Genomic DNA, 24,250 nt, shown 5'->3' with positions numbered 1-24,250 from the left:
CCGCTCCAATGGCTATAGGACGAGAGTTCGCGCGGCATCATGACGCGACGACGATCCGGGCCGGCACGCCAACCGCGACCGCGCCGTTCGGCACGTCACGCAACACTACGGCATTGGCGCCGATCATGGCTCCCTCCCCGATTGAGATCGCGCCTATAATTGCCGCCCCAGCCGACAGATAGGCATTTCGGCCGATCCGTGCATGACCAGGGCTGTGCGAATGGCGGGAGCCGATCGTCACGTTCTGCAGGATCGCGACGTTTTCGCCCAAGGTGCAGACCCCCACGACGATCCCGTATGGATGAGGAATGTACAGTCCCGGCGAAACCGTACAGCCGATCGCGATCTCCGACCCGAACGATCGGCACGTCCCCCACCACCAGATACGCCGCATCGGACGACCAATCACGGGAATCTGCGCCAACAGATCCTGGATCCGCCGCGCCAGCACGAACTGGAACCCTTGCGTCACCAGGATCATCCGCAAGGCGAAGCCCGCGGTTACGATGGTCGATTCGTGATGGGCGAACAACGCGAGATCACGCCGAACCGCCGCGCGGAAACCGGCGGCTTCGCCTGATTCCGTATTGGTCATGGGCGGACACTACCTCTGCTGGAGACTGCCATTCGGCATGGTGAAAATGGTATAAAGAAATTTTTTGTGCATTGCGGCAATTGTGACGTCACGCAAAGCCATAACGGTGAACTCGTATCGTTTTTTGTAAAAATATCGTCTGTCGAGGCCACGTGCCTGCCCTTGCCTTCACAAGTTCACGGTTGCGAAAGATGCTGAGGTCACGATATCGCAGACGCGAGATGAACGTTCGATGGCGTAGTATCCGCACTGGATTTGATCGCAACGACAGTAACGATCGACCAGAACGGGTGGATGTCGCCTAAGAATTACGCCGCCTTGAATTCCATGGTGCGCCTCCTCCGCGGTATTTGGGTCGCGGCTGATACGCAAAAGACGAATTGATAGGGTAGCATGCGCATTCTGATCGTGAACACGTTGTATCCCCCCTCCCTCGTCGGTGGCGCCGAGCGGTCGGTCGCGCTGCTCGGCCGGGCGGTCGGCGCGCGCGGTCACGACGTTCACGTCGCCTCGCTGCACGACGGCGATACGATCATCGAGGAACGCGACGGCCCGGTCACGGTACACCGCCTGCCACTGCGCAACATCTATTGGCCGTTCCGCCCCGGGCATCGTCCGTCCAAGCCCGTGCGCCTGATGTGGCACCTGCGCGACCGGAAAAATCGGCGGGCAACCCGCGACCTGATCGCGCTCGCCAAGCGGATCAAGCCCGACGTGCTGCACACCAACAATCTTCAGGGGTTCTCGACCGAAATCTGGCACTGGGCGCGCGCAAACGACATCCGGATCGTCCACACGCTGCGCGACTACAGCCTTATGTGCGCGCGTGCCGCGCTATACCGCGACCGCAAGGATTGCGTCGAGCGTTGCGCCGATTGCCGCCTGCTGACCGACCGCAAGAAGCGCAATACGCCGCTCGTCGATGCGGTCGCCTCGAACAGTCAGTACGTGATCGATACGCACGAGCGTCACGGCTTCTTCGACGATACGCCGAGCCGCGTGATCTTCAACATCGCCGATGTGAACGCGGTGGTGTCCAGCGCGGAACGACCGGGGCGCGAGGACGCCCCCGGCCTGGTGTTCGGCGTGATCGGCCGGGTCGAACCCGAAAAGGGCATCGAAGTGGTACTCGCGGCGATCACCAGCGTCGAAGGCGACTGGCGACTGCGCATCGCCGGTGGTGGCCAGACCGATTATATCGACGGGCTGAAAGCGCGCCATCCGGATCCGCGGATCGACTGGATGGGGTTCGTCGAGGCCGATGCGTTCTACGACAGCATCGACGTCCTGATCATCGGCTCGACCTGGCCCGAACCTCTGCCGCGTACCATGATCGAAAGCCTCGCGCGCGGCACGCCGACCTTGTATTCGGACGCTGGCGGCACGCCCGAGATCGGCCATATGGCGCCGCTATCGGCAATGTACGCCAAGGACGATCCCGAGGCACTCGCGTCGCGGCTGCGCCTTGCGCTCGACGACCCGGCGACGTGGCGCGCGCGCCGCACCGCCGATCCGGCATTGCTCGAGCAATTCTCCGAAGCCGCGGTCGCGGGCCGCTATATAGCGCTCTACGCCAGCGACGCCGACCGCCCGGTCTGATCGGCGTTTTTTCGCTCGCTATTCAGATCGCAGCGAGCGCGGCGATCAGATCGTCGGTGCTCGCCGACCAGCTATAGGCGTCGGGGCGCGCCGCGGTGCGTGCCGCCAGATCGTCGACCAGAATGTCGTCGCGCAGGATCCGCTCCAGCCCCGCAGCGATCGAGTCGATCGAGGTCGGATCGACGTACAGCGCCGCATCGCCGCACACTTCGCGCACCGGGGGGATATCGCCCGCCAGCACCGGACGGCCGAACTGCATCATCTCGAGCGGTGGGATGCCGAAGCCTTCGTACAGACTGGGAAACACCAGCGCGCGGGCGGCGCGGTACAGCCCCATCAACGCCTCGTCGCTGATCCGGCCCGGCAGGATCACGCCCGGCGGCACGTCGTCGATGCCGTTCTGCGCGAACGACTTGACCGCCGCGCCGACCAGCACGAGGCGGTCGTCGGGCCGCGCGACCCTAGCGAACGCCTCTAGCGCGCGCGGCAGGTTCTTGTTGGGCGCGAACGATCCGACGAACAGCAGGAATCGCCCCGGAATCAGGCCCAGTTGCGCGACGATGTCGATATCGGGGACGATCGCGTCGACATGGTCCGCCGCGTTCGGGATCACCGGGATCCTGCCGGGGTCGAGCTTGAGCACTGCGGCCAGACGATCGCGCGAAAAGCCCGACACGGTCGCGATCTGCGAGCGACGCGCGATGAGATGCCCGAGCGTCCGGTGCATCGTCCGATACGGTCGCGAGAAATTCTCCGGCAGATCGTAGACCAGCGCGTCGTGGATCACGGTCAGCGACCGGCGCGGCGCGATCGGGCCAGAGTTGCACAGGTTAAGAAGCGTCGACCCGTGCGCCGCCCGCGGCAGATGGATCTGCTCCCAGGCGTGACCACCGCCGCGACCGACGGTGCGTGCCGAAAACCGCGGCCATTCTGGCGGTGCAGCAACGCCGGGCGGCAGCAACAGCGTCCAGCGCGGCGGCTCGGCGCCCGCCACGATGCGGTCGTGAACCTGCCCCAGCAACATACGCGCGAACCGTTCGACACCGGTGACCGAACGTCCCAGAAAACGACCATTAACTGCGATCATTGTCTCTATTTTCCAATTCTATCCGGGGATAGGCACGGTGTGACGCCATATTGTTGCAAGGCTGCTATGCGCCGCCATGGGTGGCCATCTAAACTGATTCGAGTGTTTCGTTCAGGTTAGATCCTGCATCGTAAGGTTATATCGCCGTGATTGCTCCACGATGGCCCACCCGCTATCACTGTTGCAGCGCAGCGAAAACCGGTCGGGTGGCCAGGGGCCGATTTTCTAAGGATAAAGTCACGCGATGGAAGTAGCCATGGACCATCTCGGCGAAGTTTCGTTGGCCGGCGCCCTCCACCGACGGAACCTGCGCCTACGGCTATATTGCCTGTTGATCGCGACCGACCTGTTCGCGATCGCAATCGGATTCGCGATCGGCAGCTTCGTCCGCGGCGACAATTGGCTGTCGCTGAGCGGGATCGATCTCGCCTATCCGGTCCTGCCGATCTATTTCCTTATCGCCTTCAACAACAAGGCGTATTCCCGGCCCGCGATCACCAGCGGCACCGAATCGATGATGCGCGCGATCGTGCCGCTGGCGATCACCGGGTTCGCGCTGCTGACGCTGATCTTCTTCGTCCAGGCGGGTAACGACATCTCCCGCGTCGCGTTCGCGATCGGTTTCGGCGGCACCACGATCCTGATGGCGACGTTCCGGATGATCATCGTCATCGTCGTCCGGCGCACGGTTGCGCCGAAGCTGGTCGCCGAACTGCTGATCGTCGACGACGTGCCGCGCGCGCAATGGCACGAGCCGAAGCTCTGCGACACGATCTTCGCCGGCGAGGCCGGGATCGAGCCGGACATGGGCAATCCGCACATGCTCAATCGATTCGGCCAGATGGTCAGCAAGTACGAGCGCGTCGTGGTGCACTGCCCGGTGGATCGCCAGCTCGACTGGTCGCTGCTGCTGCGCGGCGCCAATGTCGACGGCGAGATCCTGTCGGCCGGTTTCGGCAAGCTCGGCGTGCTGGGCCTGCAGAACTTCAAGGGCCGCCAGACGCTGCTCGTTGCACGCGGGCCGCTGAGCTATACCGACATGGCCAAGAAGCGCGCGCTCGACATCATCGTGACGCTGATCGTGCTGTTCGCGATTTCTCCGGCGCTCGTGCTGATCGCGCTCGCGGTGAAGCTCGATTCGCCCGGTCCGGTGCTGTTCCGCCAGGAGCGGATCGGGCGCGGCAACCGCATCTTCAACATCCTCAAGTTCCGCTCGATGCGCGTCGAAAGCCTCGACGCCAAGGGCGCAACCTCGACGCAGCGCGACGACAAGCGCATCACCCGCGTCGGCGCGTTCATCCGCAAGACCAGCCTCGACGAGATCCCGCAGTTCCTGAACGTCCTGCTCGGCGACATGAGCCTAGTCGGGCCGCGCCCGCACGCGCTCGGCTCGCTCGCGGGCAACCAGCTGTTCTGGGAAGTCGACCGCGAATATTGGCATCGCCATGCGCTGAAGCCGGGAATCACCGGCCTTGCACAGGTTCGCGGGTTCCGCGGCGCGACCCACCGCGACGTCGATCTCAAGAACCGGCTGCAGGCCGATCTCGAATATCTCCATGACTGGAGCCTGATGCGCGACGTCAAGATCCTGTTCCGGACGATGACCGTTCTCGTCCACAGCAACGCCTATTGAGCCCGCGCCGCGGGGGCGGTAGGGCGCGATTCCGGGGGTTGAGGAGAAGCCAATGCCATCTATTCGATCCCCGAAATCCAGCCTGACGGCCGGGAAGATCGTGGCCCGTGCCGGGCTGGCGCTGACCGGCCTGGTCGGGGGTGCCGTCGCGCTCGCCTCGATGGCGCCGATGCCGTCGTCGTCGCCCGGCCCGTTGCGGCCGCTGCCCGATGGACCGCTGACGCCACGCGCCGCGCCGTTGATCATCGGCGTCGGCGTGCATTTCGGGATCGGTGGCGAATATGGCTATGACCCCGCCCGGACGGCGCAGGCGATCGACACGGTCGGTGCATCGTCGTTCCGCGACGACCTGACCTGGCCGGGCTTCAAGGGCGCGGGCATGAACGCGCCGGGCAGCATGCGGCCCCGCCTGGCGGCGTTCCTGGCCGCGACCAAGGCGCGGCCGCTGTTCATCCTGGATCATCCCAATCCGGCGATCGGCGGCGACGGCGTGCCGGTTACCGATGCGGGTCGTGCGGCGTTTGCGAACTTTGCCGGCGAGGCCGCACGCCAGACCGCAGGCCGACGCCCGATCTATGAGATCTGGAACGAGTGGAACCTCAACGCCGCGCCAGCGATGGGCAAGCTGATCGGACGCGCCGCGCCCGGCGATCCGCGCGGCGGCGACGCCTATGCCCGACTGGCGGCCAAGGCGACCGCCGCGATTCGCGCGAGCCAACCGAACGCCACCGTCCTGGCTGGTGCGGCGGGGACGGATGACGGCTGGCAGTGGGTGCACGCGGTGGCCGGCGGCGGCGGGCTGAAGGGCGCCGACGGCCTGTCGGTACATTATTATAACCACTGCGAACGCCCCGATAACCGGACTGCTGCCGAAGCGATCACGCGGATGCAGGCGCTCGCCACGAAGATGCGGATCCGCGGCGGTCGGGCGATGCCGATCTACGTCACCGAGATCGGTTGGCCGACCACGCAGGGCGGGCCATGCGATATCGCGCGCAACGATTCGGGCAATAACATCGCCCAGTTCCTGCTGTGGTCCGCGGCGACGCCGTGGATGCGCGGCGTCTGGATCTATCAGTTGAAGGACCAGGCCCAGGACCCCACCGACAACGAGGCTAATTTCGGGCTGTTCACGTACGATTACAAACCCAAGCCCGCCGCCTGCATGATGCGCGATGTCAGCCGCCTGATCGGCCGCGCGAAAAGCTGGCGGATCGATCGGCCGCAGCCCGGCCTGACCGTGGCAAGGATGAGCGACGGGCAGTCGCGCACGCTGATCGCGTGGACGGATCGTGCCGCGCAGAAGGCTGAGCTGCAAATCGGCGGCGCGCCGACGCCCTACCGGCCAATCTGTTCGCCCGCCGGCCCGCGCGACACGACGATCCCGGTCGGGTCGCGGCCGGTCGTGGTGTCGCTGTCGGGCAGCGGCGCGGGAATACGCTACCGCATGCTGTAGGCGCACAAAAAATGCTGGCCGCCCCCTCCTGCGCGTGGAGGGGGCGGCCAGTGCACGTCTCGGAAAGCTAGCGGACTATCAGCCCAGCAGACGCTCGACCACCAAGGTGATCGCGGTCCATCCTGCCAGGCTGATCACGCCGAGCAGCAACAACCGCCCGCGGGGCTGCCATTTGAACGTGGCGGGCGCACGGATCGCGCCGGTGATGGTATTCAAACCATAAACATTGTCGGTCATCGCCGCGGTGATGCTGCCGGCGGGGAGCGGCAGGTCGAACTGGCAACCATAATCGCGTGCGCCGGCCCACGTGATCTGCGCCTCGCGCTGGCCTACGCCAGGAATGCCGACCACGACATTCTGATCGAGCAGCAACGGCAGTACCGATTCGATCCGGCACCCGTCGCGGTTGAGATCGGCGATCCGGATCTCGCGCGACGTCGTCTCGTCATGCAGGCGCAGCGTACCGGTACGCGCCAACGCCACTCGCGTGTCGGCGCGACGTTCGGCTGGATCCGCGAAAAATGCTGCGTTGTGTACCGTTGCCACCATCTGTTCCCTAGTGCGGGCGAAACCCTGAACCCTCGCTCTATCTAGGTGGCATGCAATGAAAAATTGCTGTTATTCTATAGTTTCTTCGATCTTAACTAATATTTGTTTTGCTCCGAAGATTATTACAAAACGACCGTCGATCGGGACGGCGATCCGACGCCGAGCAGCTTGCCGAACGCGCGCTGGAACACACGCTTGCGACGCTCCGACACTTCGGCGATCAGCAGCGCGAGGATCACCGCGGCGACGATTGCCACTGGCCCACCAAACGCACTCGCGCGCAGCTTCGGGAAAACCGACGCCAGCATGAGGAAGAACGGCTGGTGGACCAGATACAGCGTGAAGCTTGCTCCGGCCAACCAGCGGATCGCGCGGGCGATGCCGGCGGGGAAGATCGTCCGCCCTTCGGTCGCGCGCCGGAACGCGATGATGTTGACGGTGATCAGCCCGCCGACGAGCGCGAAATACACGAAGCTCTTCGCCAACTGCGCCAGGTCGGCTTGGTCGTACATCGGCCACGCCCAATGCTCCAACGTCCGCTTCACCACGAAATAGGCGAGCAACGTCGCGACGAACGCGGCGAGCGCCAGCCGCTTCGGCATCGTCACGCGGCCGGCGCGAACATGGCGGTAGGCGAGCAGCCCGAACAGCCAGATCGGCATGTACGCGACCACCTTCGGTCCGAACGCAAGCATCAGCAGGACACCGACCACCGCACCCCGCACACGCCCGAGATAGAAGAACGCGGCGAAGATGACGTAATAGGCGGCTTCGAACCCGAGCGACCAATAGGGTTCGTTGCTACCGAACACGCGGTGGCTGAACCAGAGTTCGTTGGTGAAGGTCAGCGCGAACGGCAAGTTGGTGAGGTAGGCGGGATCGTAGAACGGGTGATCGGTGAGCGGTACCACGCCATATCGCTGCGTGATCATGTCGCAGACGAACCCCGCCAGCAGCGCGATCAGGCAGACCGAATAGAGCCGCGACAGACGCGCGGTCGCATAGGCGCGCAGGCTGTGTTCCTTCTCCTCCGCGACGAACGCGATGACGAACCCCGACAGCACGAAGAACACCGCGACCGCCTCACCGGTGTGGCCCGAGATGAACCCTGGCAGCCGGGGCATGACGAAATGCCGGGCATGGCCGAGCACCACCTCGAACGCCGCGACGAGGCGCAGCAGATCAAGATAGAGCGACAAATTGGGATCGAGCACCCTGACCTTCGTCCCGAAAGGACCGGTCGATTTTGCGTGCGTCTGCGGCTCGCTCACGATGCCCGCTCCTTGTCCGTCTTCGGGGCCATCATCCGGCACGTCCTGCGCGCGCTCCGATCAGCGTATCGACCAGGGCGCCCTCGCGCTGCCGGCTGTGCGCGGCCCAGCGCTCGCGGACACGCGTCCGTGCCGCCTCGACCGCTGCCGGGTCCTGCGCGAGCCCGAGGATATGCCGGGCGGCGGTCTCGGGCTGGTCGAGGTCGAGCAGTTCGGGCACGCCCATGAATTCGAAGCCCTGGAGCGACAGCGGCGTCGCCATCACCGGCGCGCCGGCGGCGAACGCCTCGAGCATCTTGATCTTCAGCCCGCTACCATGGACGACCGGGCTCAGCATGCACAGGCACGCGCCGAGCAACCGCTCCATCTCGTCGTCGGCGACGAAGCCCAGTGTTTCGACATTGGCGGCGGGTGTGCCGATATGCTCGCGCGTGCCCTTGCCGATGAACGTCACGATCGCGGGGGCGTCGAGCGCCAGCAACGCGGGCGCGAGCGACCGCGTGATCCAGTCGATCGCGGCGCGATTGGGGGGGAAGCCGGGGCTGCCGATGAACAGGACGCGGCGATGGTCGATGTCGTTGGATGGCGGCGCGATCGCCTTTACCGCCGAAACCGGCGCGCGCTCGATGACCGGGCACAGCGCGACGCCCTTCGCGCCGGTCAGCCCGCGATAGTGGCGCGCATCGCTGTCGGAGATGAACACGGTCCGCGCCGCACGCCGCAGCAGCAGCGCCTCGATCAGCCATGCCTGCACCGCCTCGACGCGGAGGAACGCCGCCGACGCGCGCGATTTCCGCAGCCGCGCACCATCGACCAGCGTGTCCGGGGTAACGTTGTGTGCGATGAAGACGAAGGGCGTGCGCCCCAGCACGAGCCGCCACAGCGACACGTTCGCGAGCGCCTGGATATGGTCGACCACGATCAGATCGGGTTGCGCCGCCAGTCCCGCGCGGATCGCGCGCCGCGCCGGAGTCGAAACGAAGCCGATGCTCATCAGCAGCTTACCCGACAACAGATGCGCGAGCTTGCGCGCCTTGGACGGAGTCTTCGTATCCGCGCGGTAGCCGGCGACGCCGCCGAACGCGGGCGCAGGGGTGTCGGCGGGCAACGTCGTGAAGACGCCGGTCAGGTCGATCGCGCGCGATGCGGCCAGCTCGGCGATGTGTGCGCGCGCGACGACGTCCATGCCCGAGCGCGGATCGACCGGATCGCCGGCACCGATATAGAAGACCTGCAGCGCTCGGCGACCGGACGCCGCAGTCTCCGTCATCGCGCGCCGCCGAGGATGCGCGCCGGCGATCCGGCGGCGACCGCGCCCGCGGGCACGTCCTTCAGCACCACCGAGTTCGCGCCGATCTTGGCCCCGCGACCGATCGTGATCGGGCCGAGGATGGTCGCGCCCGCGCCGATCTCGACATCGTCGCCGATGATCGGCCCGCGCGGCGCATCGTCGCCGCGCTTGCCGATCGTGACGCATTGCAGGACCGCGACGTTGCGGCCGAGCGTGCAGTCGCCGAGGACGATCGCATAGGGGTGCGGCATGTAGCAGCCGGGGCCGACAGTCGCGATCGCGGCGATCTCGGAGCCCGATCGCCGACACGTCCGCGCCCAATAGAGCCGCGCGACGACCCGTCCGACCACCGGCAGCGACGCGAGCAGGCGCTGGATCCGGTGCTGCAGGATGAAGCGGAAGCCCGGCAGGAACAGCCACGCATAGACCAGGAACGCACCGCCCGGCCGCTGCCCGCCGACCTTGGCGACGCGCACCAGATCGCCGCGAAGATGCTCGGCGAAAATCGCCCAGGCAGCGGTCTTGCGCGTGTCGGTCATGGGCGTATCGGTCATAGGCGGGGCATCTCCGTTGCCGAGCCGCCCCCCGTTTGCGAGAAAGGCTCGGGCTGCTTCATCTTGCGGAGCACATGCCGCAGATAGAGCAAACGGACGATGAACAGCGTGCTGGCGGTAGCCGCGGCCGACAGCCCCGCCCCGATCAGCCCGAAGAAATACATGAACCCGGTGCCGAACGCGATCGCGACGATCACGCCTGCGACATTGTTGACCGCGTACATCCGGTCGCGCCCCATGCTGGTGATCGACACGTTGAGCAGGTCCGAGCCCGAACGGATCGTCGCCGCGAGCAGCATGATCGCGAGCAGCACGCGAAATACCGGGAAGCGCCCCGCCGGCGCGAAGTAGAAGATCATCTCGGTCGCGAGGAAGATGCCGACGCTGAACACCGCGGCGAAGGTCATCGTCTTGATCATCTGGCGGCGCAGTTCGGCCTGCCACTCGACCGGGTCGCCGCCGCGGAACGCACGCACCATCCGCGGCAGCGCGAGCTGCACGACGGCGGTCGAGATCAAGGTCTGGAGCGCGTTGGTGATCGAGAAATAGAAGCTGTAGATACCCGTCGCGACCAGCCCGAGCAGCGCGTTCAGGATGAAGCGATCGGCATAGCCCAGCCCGACGATGCCGAGGTCGCTGAAATAGATGTACCAGGCGCGGCGGGCCCGCGTGACGAGCACGCTCAGCTTCTTTTCCTCGCGCAGGCTCGCCTTCATCGGCCAGCGGCGCAGATAGACGAACAGCATCGCGATCGCGAGCACGTGGCTCAGGATCCAGCCGATGAAGATCATGTCGAGCGTCTTCAGCGCCGGCAGCGCGAACCCGATCGCGACGACGATCGGGATCCACAAGGCGGAGCGGACGAACACGAGGACGTTGGCGAACAGCGCGAGTTCGAGCCCGATCATCGGCATGTAGATGTCGAGCGCGACCGTCTCGAGCCACAAGAGGATCAGGATCAGCACCTGCGTCTGCGTGATCCCGCCGGTCTGCCAGACCAGCACCGGCACCGCGATCAGCGTGCCCGCGAGCAACGACGCGAAGGTGATGATCAGCCGGTCGCGGATCAGCGGCGCGGCGGTCGCAGGGGTATGCCCGACCACTTCGCGCGACACGAAATAGTTCAGGCCCCAACCGACCGTCGCTGGCACGATGCCGATCGCACCGATCGCCAGGCCATAGACGCCCGCCGCCGCCAGACCAAGCTGGCTGACGATGTAAAAGGACAGCGCGAATCGAAGGAACAGCGTCGAACCACGCAGAACCATGTTCGGCGCGCCACCGCGGATCAATCGTGTCAGTAAGACAGACATGACGAGGGCGGTCTCTCCGCTAGGACATCGGCACAGAACCCGATCGCCGGCCGACTGCCGGGTCATACTGCACCACAGCATGCCACTAGGCGATTTCGGTCCCGCACGTCCACCCACGCCGATCCCACCCGACCCTACTCGCGACCGGCGGACCGCGAAAAACGATCGGTTCGGGCGGCCGACCTGCCTCGTTTCGGGGCGTGCTGCACCGCACCGTAATTTTCCGCAATTGACGTTGCAGAGTGCATTCAGCAGTGAGTAGATTCCCAACCTAAGGTTTTCCCGATGCGTCTAGGCCGGATAGACAGCCTCCAGATCCTGCGTTTCCTAGCGGCCTTTCTCGTACTCTGCGGGCATAGCCAGCACGCGCTGGTCGATCATCTCGGCGCACGCGCCGGATACTGGAGCTTCGTCCCGCTCGACTGGGGACTGGGGGTCGACGTCTTCTTCGTGATCTCGGGCTTCGTGATGTACTACATGATGCACGACCGGTTCGGGAAGGCAGGCGCCGCCGCAGACTTTCTGCGCCGTCGTCTGATCCGCGTCGCGCCGCTCTACTGGCTGTTCACCACGCTTGCGCTGGCCGTACTGGTCGCGACCGGCGCGCCGCGACCCGGCACGCTGAACATCGTGTTCTCGTACCTGTTCCTGCCGGGGCCGGTGTGCGGCGACTATTGTTTTCCGGTGTTCACGCTGGGCTGGACGCTGAACTACGAAATGATGTTCTACGCGGTGTTCGCGATCGCGCTGCCGTTCCGTCGCGCCACCGGCATCGCGATCATCGTCGCCGCGATCCTCGGGCTGATGGCCGTCGCGCATCTTGCCCCGGCCGACTGGCGGATGCTGCATTTCTGGGGCTATCCGCTGACCGGTGAGTTCCTCGCGGGGATCGGGCTCGCGCACCTGTTCCTGAAGGGCGTCCGTATTCCCCGCCCGATCGCGCTCGCGACGATCCCGTTCGCGCTGGTGCTCGCGGTGATCGGGTATCAGACCGACGCCTACGACACGATCGGCCGGATCGTCACCGGCGGTATCCCCGCCACGTTGATCATGGCAGCGGCCGTCCTCGGGCTGGAGCCGGTCGGCGGACGCCAGGTCGCCCCCACCGGCCTGACCCGTCTGCTGGTCGCGGGTGGCGACGCGTCCTACGCGCTGTACCTGTCGCATCCGATCGCGATCAAGCTGGCCCAGGTGATCGCGCAGAAGCTCGGCATCCTGGACCGCGCACCGGAACTGCTGCTGCCGCTCGTGTTCGTCGGCGCGGTGATCGGCGCGGTCATCGTCCACCGCTTCATCGAAAAGCCGATGCTCGCGTTTCTCAGCCGCCGCTGGAGTCGCTTCGGCAGCACTGGTATGGGCGACGGCCAGCCCGCGCCCGGCCGCGCCGGCGTCATCGTCACTGAAGAACCGGAAACTCGCTGATGGCTACCACGATCGATGCATTTCCCGCCCGGACGACGGTCCAGCGGAACTGGTCGACGAGCATGAACCAGGAACTGGCCAACAAGCTGCTGGCTGGTCTGTTCCTGATGTTCGCGTTTCGCGATACGCTGACCGCGGTGCTGCGCTGGGCGCTTGCGCTGACGCATCTGTCGCCGGTGTGGTTCATCCCCGACCTGCTCTCGATCGGCGCCTTCGGCTATTTCGCCTGGCATATCGCGTTTCGAAACCGCTCGCCCTTCGCCATTCTGCTGGTCCTCAACACGATCACTGCGGCGATGGTCGGCTATGTCTTCATGTCCGAATCGCCGTTTGCGCTGATCTCGTCGCTCAAGCTGTTCTTTCCGTTCTACGTCGGTCTGGCGCTCTGCGGCAGCGACATCACGCAGTACAAGTTCGTGCGGTATATGATGATCGGGCTGATGATCGCCTCGATCGTCGGCCTGATCGCCGCGCCCTATTTCGATTATCCCTGGACGGGCGCGGAGTTCGAGAATTTCGGCAACAGCAAGGAAGTCGGCCGGGTCTGGTGGATCGACGGCGTCGTGCGATACGGCGGGCTGGCCGGCGACAGCACGATGGCCGCGTACATGGTCGTCTTTCCGTATCTGATGCTGTTCCACCGGATTCCCAAGTGGCTCAATCTGGCATTGTGGCCGGTGATCTACTGGGCGATCCATATCAGCACCAGCCGGTCGGCGATGCTGGTCGCGGTCTGCTTCGCGCTCTATTATCTCGCCACCGAGATCCTGATGCCGTCGTTGAAGAAATACGACATCGAGCGCAATCTCGCCAAATGGTCGTTCCTGTGCGTGCCGATTCCGTTCGTGCTGATCGCGGTTCTCGGCGGCGTCGACCTGTCCGAGATGAGTTCGTCCCTGTTCAGTCTCCAGGACCGAATCAACAACAGCTGGCAGCTACCTTTCACCTACCTGTCGGATCTCTTTCCCGCCGGCCTGTTCGTCGGCTGCGGGCTCGGCTGCTTCTCCTATCCGATGGCCTATACGGATATGTCGGGATACACCGTACCGGTCGATAATTTCTATCTCAGCACGTACCTGATGATGGGGGTTCCGTGGCTGGTCTTCATGGTCGGCATGGCGATCGCGCCGTTCCGCACCAAGATCCGGTCGAAGCTGGTGATGATCTTCATCCTCAACATCTACACGATCACGGTGCAGTGCTACGGTCCGTCGTTCGCGACGATCTCGATCGGCTATGCGTTTTCGGACATGTTCCTGCGCGGCAAGCCCTGGCAGCGGCGCGCGCTCCGCTCGGCCGAAACCGATGCCGCAGTCTCTACCTGATTGGTGACGGGGCCGGCCGGTGCCGTTTGAACGGCGACTTGCCGGTCAGCGCGGCCCAGTCCGCCATGCCGAGCCGCTCGGCCAGCATGAAGACGGCGACCGGAACATACAGCCCGACGGCGGTGCCGAACGCCAGATCGAGCGGAACGCTACGCAGATGCAGCGTCGCGAGAAGCCGCGGCGCCGTCGGCAGGAAGATGACGTGCATCAGGTAGATCGGCAGAGATACCATCCCGAGCCAGGCCAGATGACGACCGGCGCGCCCGGCGGGTGCCAGCGCACAGGCCAGCGTCATCATCAGCGACAGACCCAGCATCGACACCGGGATTGTCCACAGGCTGACCGCCACGACATCGCCACGCCGCCATAAGGCCAGCGCAGCCGCGACGAACAGGATCGCGGCGAGGGCGATGCCGATCGGCGAACGGATCGGGTGCATCAGTTTGCGGCCATGCTGCGCCAGCCATAGACCCGCCACGAAATACGGCGCGTGAACGATCATCTGCGGCACGACGTCGGTCGGCGGCGCGTCGGACAGAAACGTGAAGGCCAGCAACGCGAGCGCGGCGGCACCGGCGGCAACCGTGGCGCGCCCGGCGAACAGCAAGGCCGCCAATTGCATGAGCAGCAGCGCGTACAGGAACCAGAAGATGCCGATCGGGTGCGTCGCGATATGCAGCAGCGCATCGAGAGGGAGGTCGCCGTTGACGTGGATGATCAGCCGCGCCGCCGTCATGCTCGCCCAGAACAGGGCGGACCACAGCACATAGGGATAGACGATCGCCCATCCCCGCGACCGGAGATAATGTCCGGCCGCGACCTTGCGGATCGAGAAGAACGCGTTGTAGCCCGCGACCAGGAAGAACACCGGCATGTGCGTCGTGTAGATCGCGAAATCGATCGCCTGGAGCACCTGCAGCATACCCGAGGCATCGGGATTCTTCATGACGCCACGCGCGTGATGGCCATAGACGACCAGCACGATCGCCAACCCGCGCAAGATATCGGCGGCGACATCGCGCTCTCGCCGAACTACCGTTCCGGGCTTATCCGTCATCTGCATTCGTTCCGATCCGCCTCGCCCGTCGCATCCGAAGTCGATCGAAACGGACTGTGGGAAACCCGCGTTCGGTCGATGGACCAAGAGGCCTGGCCCGCGATATCGCGCCGCGGGCCCTCTAGGTCATCTTGCAGCATGGGCGCAAGATGATGCGGCACATCCGGTGCGGATGCGCCCACCCCTACCGCTCTCGCGCTGCTTCGGAGACATCGCGCGATACCGGGTCGAGCATGTAGTCGAGCAGGCGGCGACGACCGGTGCGGATATCCGCGGTGACCGCGAGGCCGGGGGTCAGGACCATCTGACGCCCGTCAGCGGTGACCGTGCGCTGGTCCATCGCGATCCGCGCCATGTAATAGGACGGCCCCTTCTCGTCCTGCACCGCGTCGCGGCTGACCGAGACGATCCGGCCGGGCACGGTGCCGAACCGCGTGAACGGATACGCCTCGAGCTTGAGCGCGACCGGCTGGCCGGCGTGGACGAAGCCCGCGTCGCGGTTGAGCAGCTTGGCCTCGACGGTCAGCTTGCCGTCGGGCACCACCACCATTAGCGCGCGGACCGGCTCGACGACGCCGCCGACGGTGTGGATCGCCAATTGCTGGACGGTGCCGTCGACCGGCGCGACCAGCCGCTGCATCCGGCTCTGCTGGCTCGCCTTGGCGAGATCCTGGCGGCGCTGCATCGCATCCGACTGCGCCTTGGCGAGATCGCCGAGCGCGGTCTGGCGCGCCGTTTCACGCGAATGATTGAGTTCCTCGCCAAACCGCTGCGCTTCCGAGAGCCCGCGCGTGCGCTGTTGCGCGGCGACATCGCGGCTGCCCATCTCGCTGTGCCGCTGGCGCTGCATGTCGAGCACGCGCAGGCCACTGGCATAGCCGCGCGCCGCCAGCGTCTCGATCGCCTTGACCTGGCGCTCCATCAGCGGCCGGTTGGCGTCGAGCGCGCGCATCTGATCGCCCGCCCCTGCCGCATCGGCGAGCGCGGAGCGACGCGCGGCGGCGAGCCCGGCATCGGCCGCGCGCGCGCTGCCGAGTTGCGCCGCGACCAGCCGGCGCTGCGTGTCGAGCACGTCGGCGGGCGTGCCGGGCGGAGCGACGAACACGCCGCGCCCGCCGCTCAGCCCGTCGACGATCGCGGCGTTGCGCGCGACGTCGATCTCGGCGGTGAGCAGCGCTTGGCGCGCCTGCGCTTCGTCGGCCGACGACAGCGTTGGATCGAGATCGACCAGCGGCTGGCCGCGCTTGACGACGTCGCCGTCATGCACCCAGATCCGCCGAACCAGACCGCCGCTGACCGATTGGACCAGCTTGACGCTGTCGGCGGGAATCGTCCGCCCTTCCGCGGTCGCGACGATATCGACATGGCCGAGCGTCAGCCACAGCCCACTCGCCGCCATCCCGCCGAGCAGCAGCCACGCGGTGATCCGCGCGGTCGGCGACACCGGGCGTTCGATCACCTCGAGCGCCGCGGGCAGGAACGCGGTCTCGAGCGGAATGCGACGGTCGCGACGCGTCGCGCGATCCTCGATCCAGGCGCGACGGACGAGCGACAGGTGATGGGTGAGCGCGGTCATGAGGCGATTCCGTACAGGACGCCCATCTGGCGTCGGTAGAGGTCGGCGTAGCGGCCGCCGTGACTGAGCAGTTCGTCGTGCGAGCCCTGCTCGACCAGACGCCCCTTCTCGAGCGCGACGATGCGGTCGCACTGGCGGATCGCGGACAGGCGATGGGCGATGATGATGACGGTGCGGCCGACCGCCATCTGCTTGAGGTTGGTCTGGATGATCTCCTCGCTCTCGGCGTCGAGCGCGGAGGTCGCCTCGTCGAAGATCAGGATGCGCGGCTGGGTGACGAGCGCGCGGGCGATCGCGAGCCGCTGGCGCTGGCCACCCGACAGGTTGGCGCCGCGCTCCTCGATCATCGTGTCATAGCCCTGCGGCATCCGGCTGATGAACTCGTGTGCGCCCGCCATTTCGGCGGCGGCTATGACCTTGTCGATCGGCAGCGCGGGGTTGGCGAGCGCGATGTTCTCGCGCACCGTGCGGTTGAACAGCACGTTCTCCTGCAGCACCACGCCGATCTGGCGGCGCAACCACGCCGGATCGATCTGCGCGACGTCGACGCCGTCGACCAGCACGCGGCCGTTGGCGGGGACGTAGAGCCGCTGGAGCAGCTTGGTCAGCGTCGACTTGCCCGAGCCCGACGAGCCGACGATGCCGAGCGTCGAGCCGGCGGGGACGACCAGATCGATGTCGTCGAGCGTCCACGGCCCGTCGTCGGCATAGCGGAAGCGGACATTCTCGAACGTGACGCTGCCGCGGATCGCGGGCAGCGCGGTCTGGCTGCCGGCGCCCGGCTCGACGCGGTGGTTGAGCACGTCGCCGAGCCGCTCGACCGCGATCCGGACCTGCTGGAACTCCTGCCACAGCTGCGCCATGCGGATCACCGGGCCCGAGACGCGCTGCGCGAACATGTTGAACGCGACCAGCCCGCCAACGGTCAGGTCGTGCGCGATCACCGCCTGCGCGCCGAAATACAGGATCGCCGCCATGTTGAGCTTGGAGATCAGCTGGATCGCGTTGTTGCCGGTGTTGCCGAGATCGATGACGCGCTGGTTGGCCGCCGAATAGCCCGCGAGCCGGCGCTCCCACGCGTCCTGCCACTGCGGCTCGACCGCGGCGGCCTTGACCGTCTGGATCCCGGCGATGCTCTCGACCAGCAATGCGTTGTTGGCGGCACCCCGCTCGAACTTGTCGTCGAGGCGGCTGCGCAGCGGCCCCGTCACCAGCAGCGCGACGGCGAGATAGGCGGGGATCGCGAGCACCGCGACGAAGAACAGCTTGATCGAATACAGCGCCATCACCGCGAGGAAGACGACCGCGAACACCGGGTCGATCAGCACCGTCAGCGAGGCGTTGGTGAGGAATTCGCGGATCGTCTCGAGCTGGCGGACGCGCATCGCGGTATCGCCGACGCGGCGCGATTCGAAATAGCTCAGCGGCAGCCGCAGCAGGTGGCGGAACAGCCGCGCGCCAAGCTCGACGTCGATCTTCTGGCTCGTTTCCGAATACAGGCGCGTGCGCAGCCAGCCGAACGCGGTCTCCCAGAACGACACCGCGACGAAGCCGATCGTCAGCACCGACAGCGTCGACAGCGTGCCGTAGACCAGCACTTTGTCGACCACGCTCTGGAAAAACAAAGGCGCGGCAAGCCCGAGCAGGTTGAGCGCCAGCGTGATCAGCAGCACCTCGCCGATCAGTCGCCGATAGCGGACGATCTGCGGGATGAACCACGAGAAGTCGAACCCCTTGCTCGCCAGCGCCGCGCTCTCGCGCGTGGTGACAAGCACCAGCGTCCCCGACCACAGGGTCGCGAGCGTCGCGAGATCGATCTTTTCGACCGGCTGGTGCGCGCGCTGGATCAGCACCTCGTCGCCCTGCATCCGGCCGATCAGGAACCAGCCCTCGGGCCCGTCCGCCAGCGCGGGCAGCGGCAAGCGGGCGAGATCCTCGGGCTTGGCGATCCGCGTCTTGGCGCGGACACCGTCGATGCCGCCCGCCAGCCGGACGAGCGCATCGGCGTCGAGCGAATGGAAATGGCCGAGACCGTGCCGCAACTGATCGGAATCTACCGCAATGCGGTGGATCGCCAGCAGCGCGGTCAGCGCGACCAGCCCGCTATCGTCCTGGATCGCCTGATACTTCATGCGCCCGGCCGGCCCGCAGCAGGAACACGGCCGGCCGGCGCACGAGCGGCGGGAATACGGACTGGGGTCATAACATCTTCCACAAAACCGATTCGGTGTTGTTTATGGTTAAGCCCTAAATCCTAATCGGATGTTGCGGTGCGGCGCGCTTCACCGCTTAAACCGGTACGCGCGCCGCAAAGCGTCAGCCGAAGGCGTAAACGCCGCTGCTCGCCGAGGTCTGGACGAGCTTGTGCGCCGCGGCCCCGGTCAGCGTGATCGTCGCCCCCTGATCGTATTTCACGGTCAGGTCGCTACCCGAAATCTCCATCATCGGCTGATACCCCGATTTGGCAAAGGCCGAGAGATCGAGCAGGTCGTGACCGGCACCGAAGTCCGCGATCGTCGCCGAGGTGCCGAGGGTGACGAGGAAGCGATCGTTGCCACCGCCGCCCGCGACGGTCGCACCGCTGCGGTCGACGAGCAACAGTTCGTCCGCCACCGAGCCGGTCACGCCGCCGACGCCACCGACCAGGATCGCGTCATAGCCGCTCGCCGCGCTGCGGACATCGGCGATCGCGTGGCCCGCGGTCGCGAAGCTCTCGGTCGTCGCGACGCCCGCGGCGGTGGTCGTCGTGCGCCCGGTCATGACGCCCGCGGTATAGCTGCGGGCGATGCTGCCGCCGCCGGCCAGCTCGGTCTTGCTCGCGTAAAGCTGATCCTTCGCGGTATCGAAGTTCATCGTCGTACGCCCGCCGGCGTCGGTCACGACCTTGCCCTGCTCGCGGCCGGCGACGTCGAAATATTGCTGCGTCTGCCCGGTCGCGTCGCTCACCTCGGCATAGGCGCGGCTGCCGTCCGCGCGCGTGCGATCGACCGAGATCGTCTTGCCGGTCGCATCGGTCTTGATCACGCCGACCGCATAGTCGGAGCCTGCGGGCATGTAGACGGTGTTGACCGCCGAGCCGTCCGGCGCCGTCACATAGCGGCGCGTAACTGCCCCCGACTGATCGTACAGCAGAGTCGTCCACTGCCCCGTCGCGGTGACGGTGACGTCCTTGGTGAGCAGCCCGGCGGAGTCAAACCCGCGGCTGTGCGTGATCCCCCCGCCCTGTTCGGTGCGAGTCAGCAAATTGCCGGTCGCCGCGTCGTACTCGCTGGTCTGCGTCGTGTTCCCACTGACCGTCGCAGCCTGCGTCTTCCGCCCCTTCGCATCGTAATAGGTCAGCGTGCGGGTACCGTCGGGATCGCGCGTCTCGGTGTAGTCGAGCGTGCCGTCGCCGTGCGTGCGCACGACCGAAACGACCGCGCCCTTCGCATCGACCTGCTGCGTCTGCGTGACGTAGGATTTGCCCGTGAGGTTATACAGCGTGTTCTGGGCGGTGCCGTCGGCGCGTTCGACAAAGTTGCTCGTCTGCTTGCCCGCCGCGTCATACAGGGTCGTGCTCCAGGTGCCCGCCGCATCGACGATGACGGCCGTCGTGCGCAGTCCCGCAGCGGTATAGGTGTCCGCGGTGCGCGATCCGTCGGTGTTGTACGCCTCGACGATCCTGCCGCCCGCCGCAAGTTGCGTGCGACGGCTTGCGAGTTTCCCGTCGGTGTAGAGCGAGGTCGCGACGTCGCCATTGACCAGCTGACCGATATCGCGCGTGATCAGCCCGGTGGTCGCATCGAACTGTTGCGTATGCGTTTCGCCACCGACTGCGATCGTCACCGACTGAACGAGCTTGCCGGTCGCATCGTAGGTCTGGAGCAGACGCGATCCGTCGGCGGCATTCGCCTCCTGATACGCCGCGCTGCCGTCGGCGTGGCTGCGCACCACCAGCGTGACCTTGCCCTTGGCGTCGAACACGCTGCGCTGGGTGGTCCAGGCCTGGCCGGTGATACCGAACAGCTGCGTTTCGCCGCTGCCGTCGGCGTTCTGGATGTAGCGCCTCGACGCAGCCCCCGTGGCGTCGAGCACCGTCGTGGTCCAGGTCCCGGCGGCATCGACCGTCACTTCGTTGGTTTTCTTCCCGGCGGCGTCATAGGTCATCGTCGAACGGCTGCCGTCGGGCAGGACCGAGACGATCTGTGCGACGATCCCGGCCTTGAAGCTGGTCGTGACCGTCCCGCCGGCCGCCGACTGAAACACGCGAGACACCAATGTCGCGCTCGCCGGATCGTAGGTCAGTATCGTCCGCGTGCCGTCCTTGGTCACGTCGCCCGTCGCCGTCGTCTCGGTCTGGCGGCGTCCCTGCGAGTCGTAGGCGGTCGTCACCCGCGAGGTACCCTGGACGATATCGGTCGACACCAGCCGCCCACCGTCTGCGCTGCGGGTGAGCGACACCAGCTTGCCCGAAGCGTCGGCGACCTGGACTTCCGTGGTCCAGGCGAGCCCGGTCAGGCCGTAGGCGCGGGTTTCGCTGCTGCCGTCCGGATTGGCCAGATAGACCTTCGTGACCGCCCCCGTCGTCGCGTCGTACAGCGTCGTGGTCTTGGTACCGTCGGTGGCGGTCTGCACCTGCGAGAGCTTCGCGCCCGCGCTGTTATAGGTGTAGCTGACCTTGCCCTGATCGCTCGCGACCTCCTCGTTCGCCAGACCGCCGCCGCTGTAGGTCTGGTTGCTGATGATCGCGCCGTTGGCGGCCTGTTCGATGCGGCTCTTCAGTCCGCCGGTCGCCGTATCGTAGGTCGTGATCACCCGCGCGCCGCTGACCGCGGTGATGGTCTGGTTGAGCCTGTGCCCGGTGGCGTCATAGGCGATCGTCGTCCGGACGCCGTCGCTCGCGTACGAGTCGGTATAATCGGGCGTGCCGTCGGCATGGCTGCGCACGACCGACACGACCTTGCCCGCCTTGTCGGTGGTCTGCGTCTCGGTGACGTAGGATTTGCCGGTGACGTTGTAGCTGGTGACGATGCTGCGACCGTCGGCATATTGCACATAGGTGCGCTGCGGCTTGCCGGTCGTCGCATCGAAAACCTGCGTGGTGTAGGTCTTGGCGGTGTCGACATCGACCTGCCGCGTCTTCATCCCGGTCGTGTCGAAGGTTTCGGCCGTGCGGCTGGCATCGGCGCGGACCAGCGTGCGATCGGACATCACGCCTGCGACATAGTTGATCGTCGTCGTCGCGCCGGCCGACGTCTGCACGACGCTGGATGCCAGCTTGGCCGTGGTTGCGTCGTAGGTGAGCGAGGTCATCGTACCGTCCGCCGCATTCGTGACCTTGGTCAGCAACTGACCCTTGGGTCCGAAGCTGCTCGAGACCTTGCCGCCATCGGCCAAGACCTGTGCGGTGGTCACCAGCGTGCCGTCGGCGCGCGACCGTTCGACCAGCGTCACCACGCCCTTGGCGTTCATCACCTGATGCTCGGTTACGTAGGCGAGACCCGTCAGATTATAGCCATAGCTCTCGCTGCTGCCGTCCGGGCGCTGGACGAACTTGCGCGCGACCGCGCCGTTCGCGTCATATTGCAACGTCGTCCACACGTTGCCGGTGTCAACCTGCACTTCGCTGACCCGGGCGCCGTTGGCATCGAAGGTGTCGGTGATCCTGGCGCCGTCCGCTGCGATCGCCGTGTAGGTGGAGACGATCCCGTTCTTGTATACCGTCGCCGCGCTGCTGCCGTCGATGTTGGTGACGGTCATCGTCGTCGGCTTGCCGGTCGTGATGTCGTAGCTGGTGACGGTGCGACCGAGTTTCGGATCGTTGACGATCGTCGCCGACAGCTTGCCGGTGGTGAAGCTCTGATCGCTGACCACGCCACCCGCGAATTCGGTGTGGATGTTGGAGACGACACCGCCGACATAACCGTAGTCGGCGGTCGACACGAGGACGCCCTTCGCGTCGAACGACTGGTCTTCCTTCCAGCCGTCGCCGGTCTGCGTGACCAGGAACGAATAGCCGCCCGACACCTTCGCGAGCGTGGCACCGTAGTTCGCGATCATGTACCGCATCGTCGATACCGACGCGACGCTCAGCACCGCGCTGTCGCTCAACGCGATCGTCTGCAGCCCGGTCGACGCCGCCAGCTTGTCGATCTGCGCAACGAGGCCGTCGGCGGTCGTGCTCAACGCCGCCGGAACCGCCGTCGCCGTATCGGTATAGGCCGATTTCGACCCCACTTCGACGACCAGCGCATGATCGCCGACCGCCAGCGTGATCTGGCTGACGTTGGTATAGGTCGCGATCGGCGTGCTGCCCTTCAGCGGATCGTAGACATAGACCGTCTTCTGCAGGCCGCCGAGATCGACCGTCACGGTCTTCGCCGCCAGCGTCGTTTCGGACTGGGTCGCGGTGTTCCACAGATTGGCATCGCGCCACAGCAGGATGTCATAGGCGCCATTGGCCTTGGTCAGCGTCAGCGAATGGCCGTCCGTGGGCATGCCACCCAGCGAATAGGCGGTCGCGGCAGACGCCGCCGTGCCGGTGCCGGCATCGACATAGGACAGCAGACTGGTCAGGTTGTGGACCGCGGTCGCCGCCATCTTGGGCGTCCCGTCCGCGTTGAACAGACCGAAGTGGAATTCCTTTTCCGCGCCGCTCGGATCGAGGCTGCTGTCGAACAGTTCGTACAGGAACGTCTGGCTCGATCCGTTCTCGAACGCGGTGAGCAGCGCGTTGACCGTCAGCTTGGCCTGCGCGCTTTCGTTGACGCCGAGGCCGGGGTCGCTTGACAGCGTGGTATAACCGGTTTCGGTGATGACCACCTTGTCGCCCTTCGACGCCGCGCCCGCGCGTGCCATCGACGCTTCCATTACCTTATCGGAGGTGCTGCCCGACGCGGTATAGGCATGCGCGTTGGCATAATCGGAATACGCGCCGAGATCGCCGATCGCCGCATAGGCCGACGGGCTTTCCAGCGCGACCGACAGGTTGATGACCGACACGCCGGACAGGCCGGTGCTGCCCTTGACCGCGGTATACAGCGCCTTCTGGTAATCGACCGCCGCCGCCAGCGAACCGCTGCCGTTATAGCTGAACGGCTGCGTGTTGACCTCGTTCAATCCCTCGACCGCGACGATGCTGCCGGCATGCCGCGTCTGGAAATCCGCAAGCGTCGCGACATAGCTCGCCAACCCCGACGCGCCCGTCGCGGGCAGCGCCGACGACGTGACGAAGTCGAATTTGACGCCCGCCGCCGCCATCGCGTTGACGACGGCGTTACCGATCCCGGACCCGGGCAACGTGTCGCGCACGGTGCCGATACCGAGATAATTCAGGCTGTTGATCGTCAAGCTCGCATTGCCGTACGCGTTGTTGGCGTTCCCGGAATGAGCGTTGACGCCCAGCGTGGACAGGAAGGATGTAGCGGAAGCGGGTGTGGTGGGCACGGTTTGCATCTCCATGACGTCACTCGTGCAATCGCAGAAAGTCCTGCAACCAACCCTAAGCAAGGCCGTTAAATTCCGATTAACCGTATTATATTTA

General features: G+C 65.8%; 16 protein-coding genes. 5 read left to right on the top strand and 11 right to left on the bottom strand.

What is annotated here, in order from left to right; translation table 11 throughout:
- Window positions 1-37: 37 nt before the first annotated feature.
- A complete protein-coding gene (locus ASF09_RS10760; protein ID WP_060526186.1) occupies window positions 38-595 on the bottom strand; it encodes a serine acetyltransferase in 558 nt (185 codons plus the stop codon).
- A 393-nt stretch (window positions 596-988) separates the two neighbouring features.
- Here ASF09_RS10760 and ASF09_RS10755 point away from each other — a divergent pair, with 393 nt between their 5' ends.
- Window positions 989-2,194 (top strand): glycosyltransferase family 4 protein, encoded by a 1,206-nt coding sequence (locus tag ASF09_RS10755; RefSeq protein WP_060526185.1) that lies wholly within the window; start codon window positions 989-991, stop codon window positions 2,192-2,194.
- A 22-nt stretch (window positions 2,195-2,216) separates the two neighbouring features.
- On the opposite strand, the gene ASF09_RS10750 is transcribed toward ASF09_RS10755, so the two are convergent.
- Window positions 2,217-3,281: a glycosyltransferase family 4 protein gene (locus ASF09_RS10750; RefSeq protein WP_060526184.1), complete on the bottom strand. Its 1,065-nt coding sequence runs from the start codon at window positions 3,279-3,281 to the stop codon at window positions 2,217-2,219.
- A 244-nt stretch (window positions 3,282-3,525) separates the two neighbouring features.
- Here ASF09_RS10750 and ASF09_RS10745 point away from each other — a divergent pair, with 244 nt between their 5' ends.
- Window positions 3,526-4,914, top strand: coding sequence for an exopolysaccharide biosynthesis polyprenyl glycosylphosphotransferase (locus ASF09_RS10745; RefSeq protein WP_060526183.1), 1,389 nt, complete (start codon window positions 3,526-3,528; stop codon window positions 4,912-4,914).
- Between the two features lie 52 nt (window positions 4,915-4,966).
- The gene (locus ASF09_RS10740; protein ID WP_156359315.1) at window positions 4,967-6,370 is read left to right on the top strand and encodes a cellulase family glycosylhydrolase; all 1,404 of its coding nucleotides are present in this window, start codon (window positions 4,967-4,969) and stop codon (window positions 6,368-6,370) included.
- A 78-nt stretch (window positions 6,371-6,448) separates the two neighbouring features.
- Here ASF09_RS10740 and ASF09_RS10735 read toward each other — a convergent pair whose 3' ends face one another.
- The 5 genes from ASF09_RS10735 to ASF09_RS10715 all read right to left on the bottom strand — a co-directional run bounded on the left by ASF09_RS10735 (window position 6,449) and on the right by ASF09_RS10715 (window position 11,348).
- Window positions 6,449-6,919, bottom strand: a complete 471-nt coding sequence (locus ASF09_RS10735) for a PilZ domain-containing protein (protein ID WP_060526181.1) — start codon at window positions 6,917-6,919, stop codon at window positions 6,449-6,451.
- A 122-nt stretch (window positions 6,920-7,041) separates the two neighbouring features.
- Window positions 7,042-8,190, bottom strand: coding sequence for an acyltransferase family protein (locus tag ASF09_RS10730; RefSeq protein ID WP_162237250.1), 1,149 nt, complete (start codon window positions 8,188-8,190; stop codon window positions 7,042-7,044).
- A gap of 31 nt (window positions 8,191-8,221) precedes the next feature.
- A complete protein-coding gene (locus ASF09_RS10725) occupies window positions 8,222-9,460 on the bottom strand; it encodes a glycosyltransferase (protein ID WP_060526179.1) in 1,239 nt (412 codons plus the stop codon).
- On the bottom strand, window positions 9,457-10,035 hold the full coding sequence (locus ASF09_RS20710) for a serine O-acetyltransferase (protein ID WP_060526178.1): 579 nt from the start codon (window positions 10,033-10,035) through the stop codon (window positions 9,457-9,459). Before ASF09_RS20710 ends, ASF09_RS10725 begins: the two co-directional genes overlap by 4 nt.
- Complete coding sequence (locus tag ASF09_RS10715; RefSeq protein WP_156359314.1) at window positions 10,032-11,348, bottom strand: lipopolysaccharide biosynthesis protein; 1,317 nt, start codon at window positions 11,346-11,348, stop codon at window positions 10,032-10,034. The genes ASF09_RS20710 and ASF09_RS10715 overlap by 4 nt, the downstream gene beginning before the upstream one ends.
- 285 nt (window positions 11,349-11,633) lie before the next feature.
- On the opposite strand from ASF09_RS10715, the gene ASF09_RS10710 reads away from it, so the two are divergent.
- Together ASF09_RS10710 and ASF09_RS10705 are read left to right on the top strand one after the other, a co-directional pair.
- Window positions 11,634-12,770, top strand: a complete 1,137-nt coding sequence (locus ASF09_RS10710; protein WP_060526176.1) for an acyltransferase family protein — start codon at window positions 11,634-11,636, stop codon at window positions 12,768-12,770.
- On the top strand, window positions 12,770-14,095 hold the full coding sequence (locus ASF09_RS10705) for a hypothetical protein (RefSeq protein ID WP_060526175.1): 1,326 nt from the start codon (window positions 12,770-12,772) through the stop codon (window positions 14,093-14,095). The genes ASF09_RS10710 and ASF09_RS10705 overlap by 1 nt, the downstream gene beginning before the upstream one ends.
- Here ASF09_RS10705 and ASF09_RS10700 read toward each other — a convergent pair.
- The 4 genes from ASF09_RS10700 to ASF09_RS10685 form a co-directional block, all read right to left on the bottom strand.
- Window positions 14,088-15,152 carry an acyltransferase family protein gene (locus tag ASF09_RS10700; protein ID WP_162237249.1) on the bottom strand — a complete coding sequence of 355 codons (1,065 nt, stop codon included), beginning with the start codon at window positions 15,150-15,152 and terminating at the stop codon, window positions 14,088-14,090. The genes ASF09_RS10705 and ASF09_RS10700 overlap by 8 nt on opposite strands.
- 184 nt (window positions 15,153-15,336) lie before the next feature.
- Entirely contained in the window at window positions 15,337-16,728 is a 1,392-nt protein-coding gene (locus ASF09_RS10695) for an HlyD family type I secretion periplasmic adaptor subunit (RefSeq protein ID WP_060526173.1), read from the bottom strand.
- Window positions 16,725-18,860, bottom strand: a complete 2,136-nt coding sequence (locus tag ASF09_RS10690) for a type I secretion system permease/ATPase (protein WP_060526172.1) — start codon at window positions 18,858-18,860, stop codon at window positions 16,725-16,727. The genes ASF09_RS10695 and ASF09_RS10690 overlap by 4 nt, the downstream gene beginning before the upstream one ends.
- 184 nt (window positions 18,861-19,044) lie before the next feature.
- Window positions 19,045-24,153 (bottom strand): hypothetical protein, encoded by a 5,109-nt coding sequence (locus ASF09_RS10685; protein ID WP_156359313.1) that lies wholly within the window; start codon window positions 24,151-24,153, stop codon window positions 19,045-19,047.
- Between the last annotated feature and the right edge of the window lie 97 nt (window positions 24,154-24,250).

Origin of the sequence: Sphingomonas sp. Leaf242 (genome assembly GCF_001422045.1) — a bacterium.
Classification (GTDB): domain Bacteria; phylum Pseudomonadota; class Alphaproteobacteria; order Sphingomonadales; family Sphingomonadaceae; genus Sphingomonas.
Note: the sequence above shows the minus strand (reverse complement) of the source record. Positions and strands in the feature narration are given on the sequence as shown.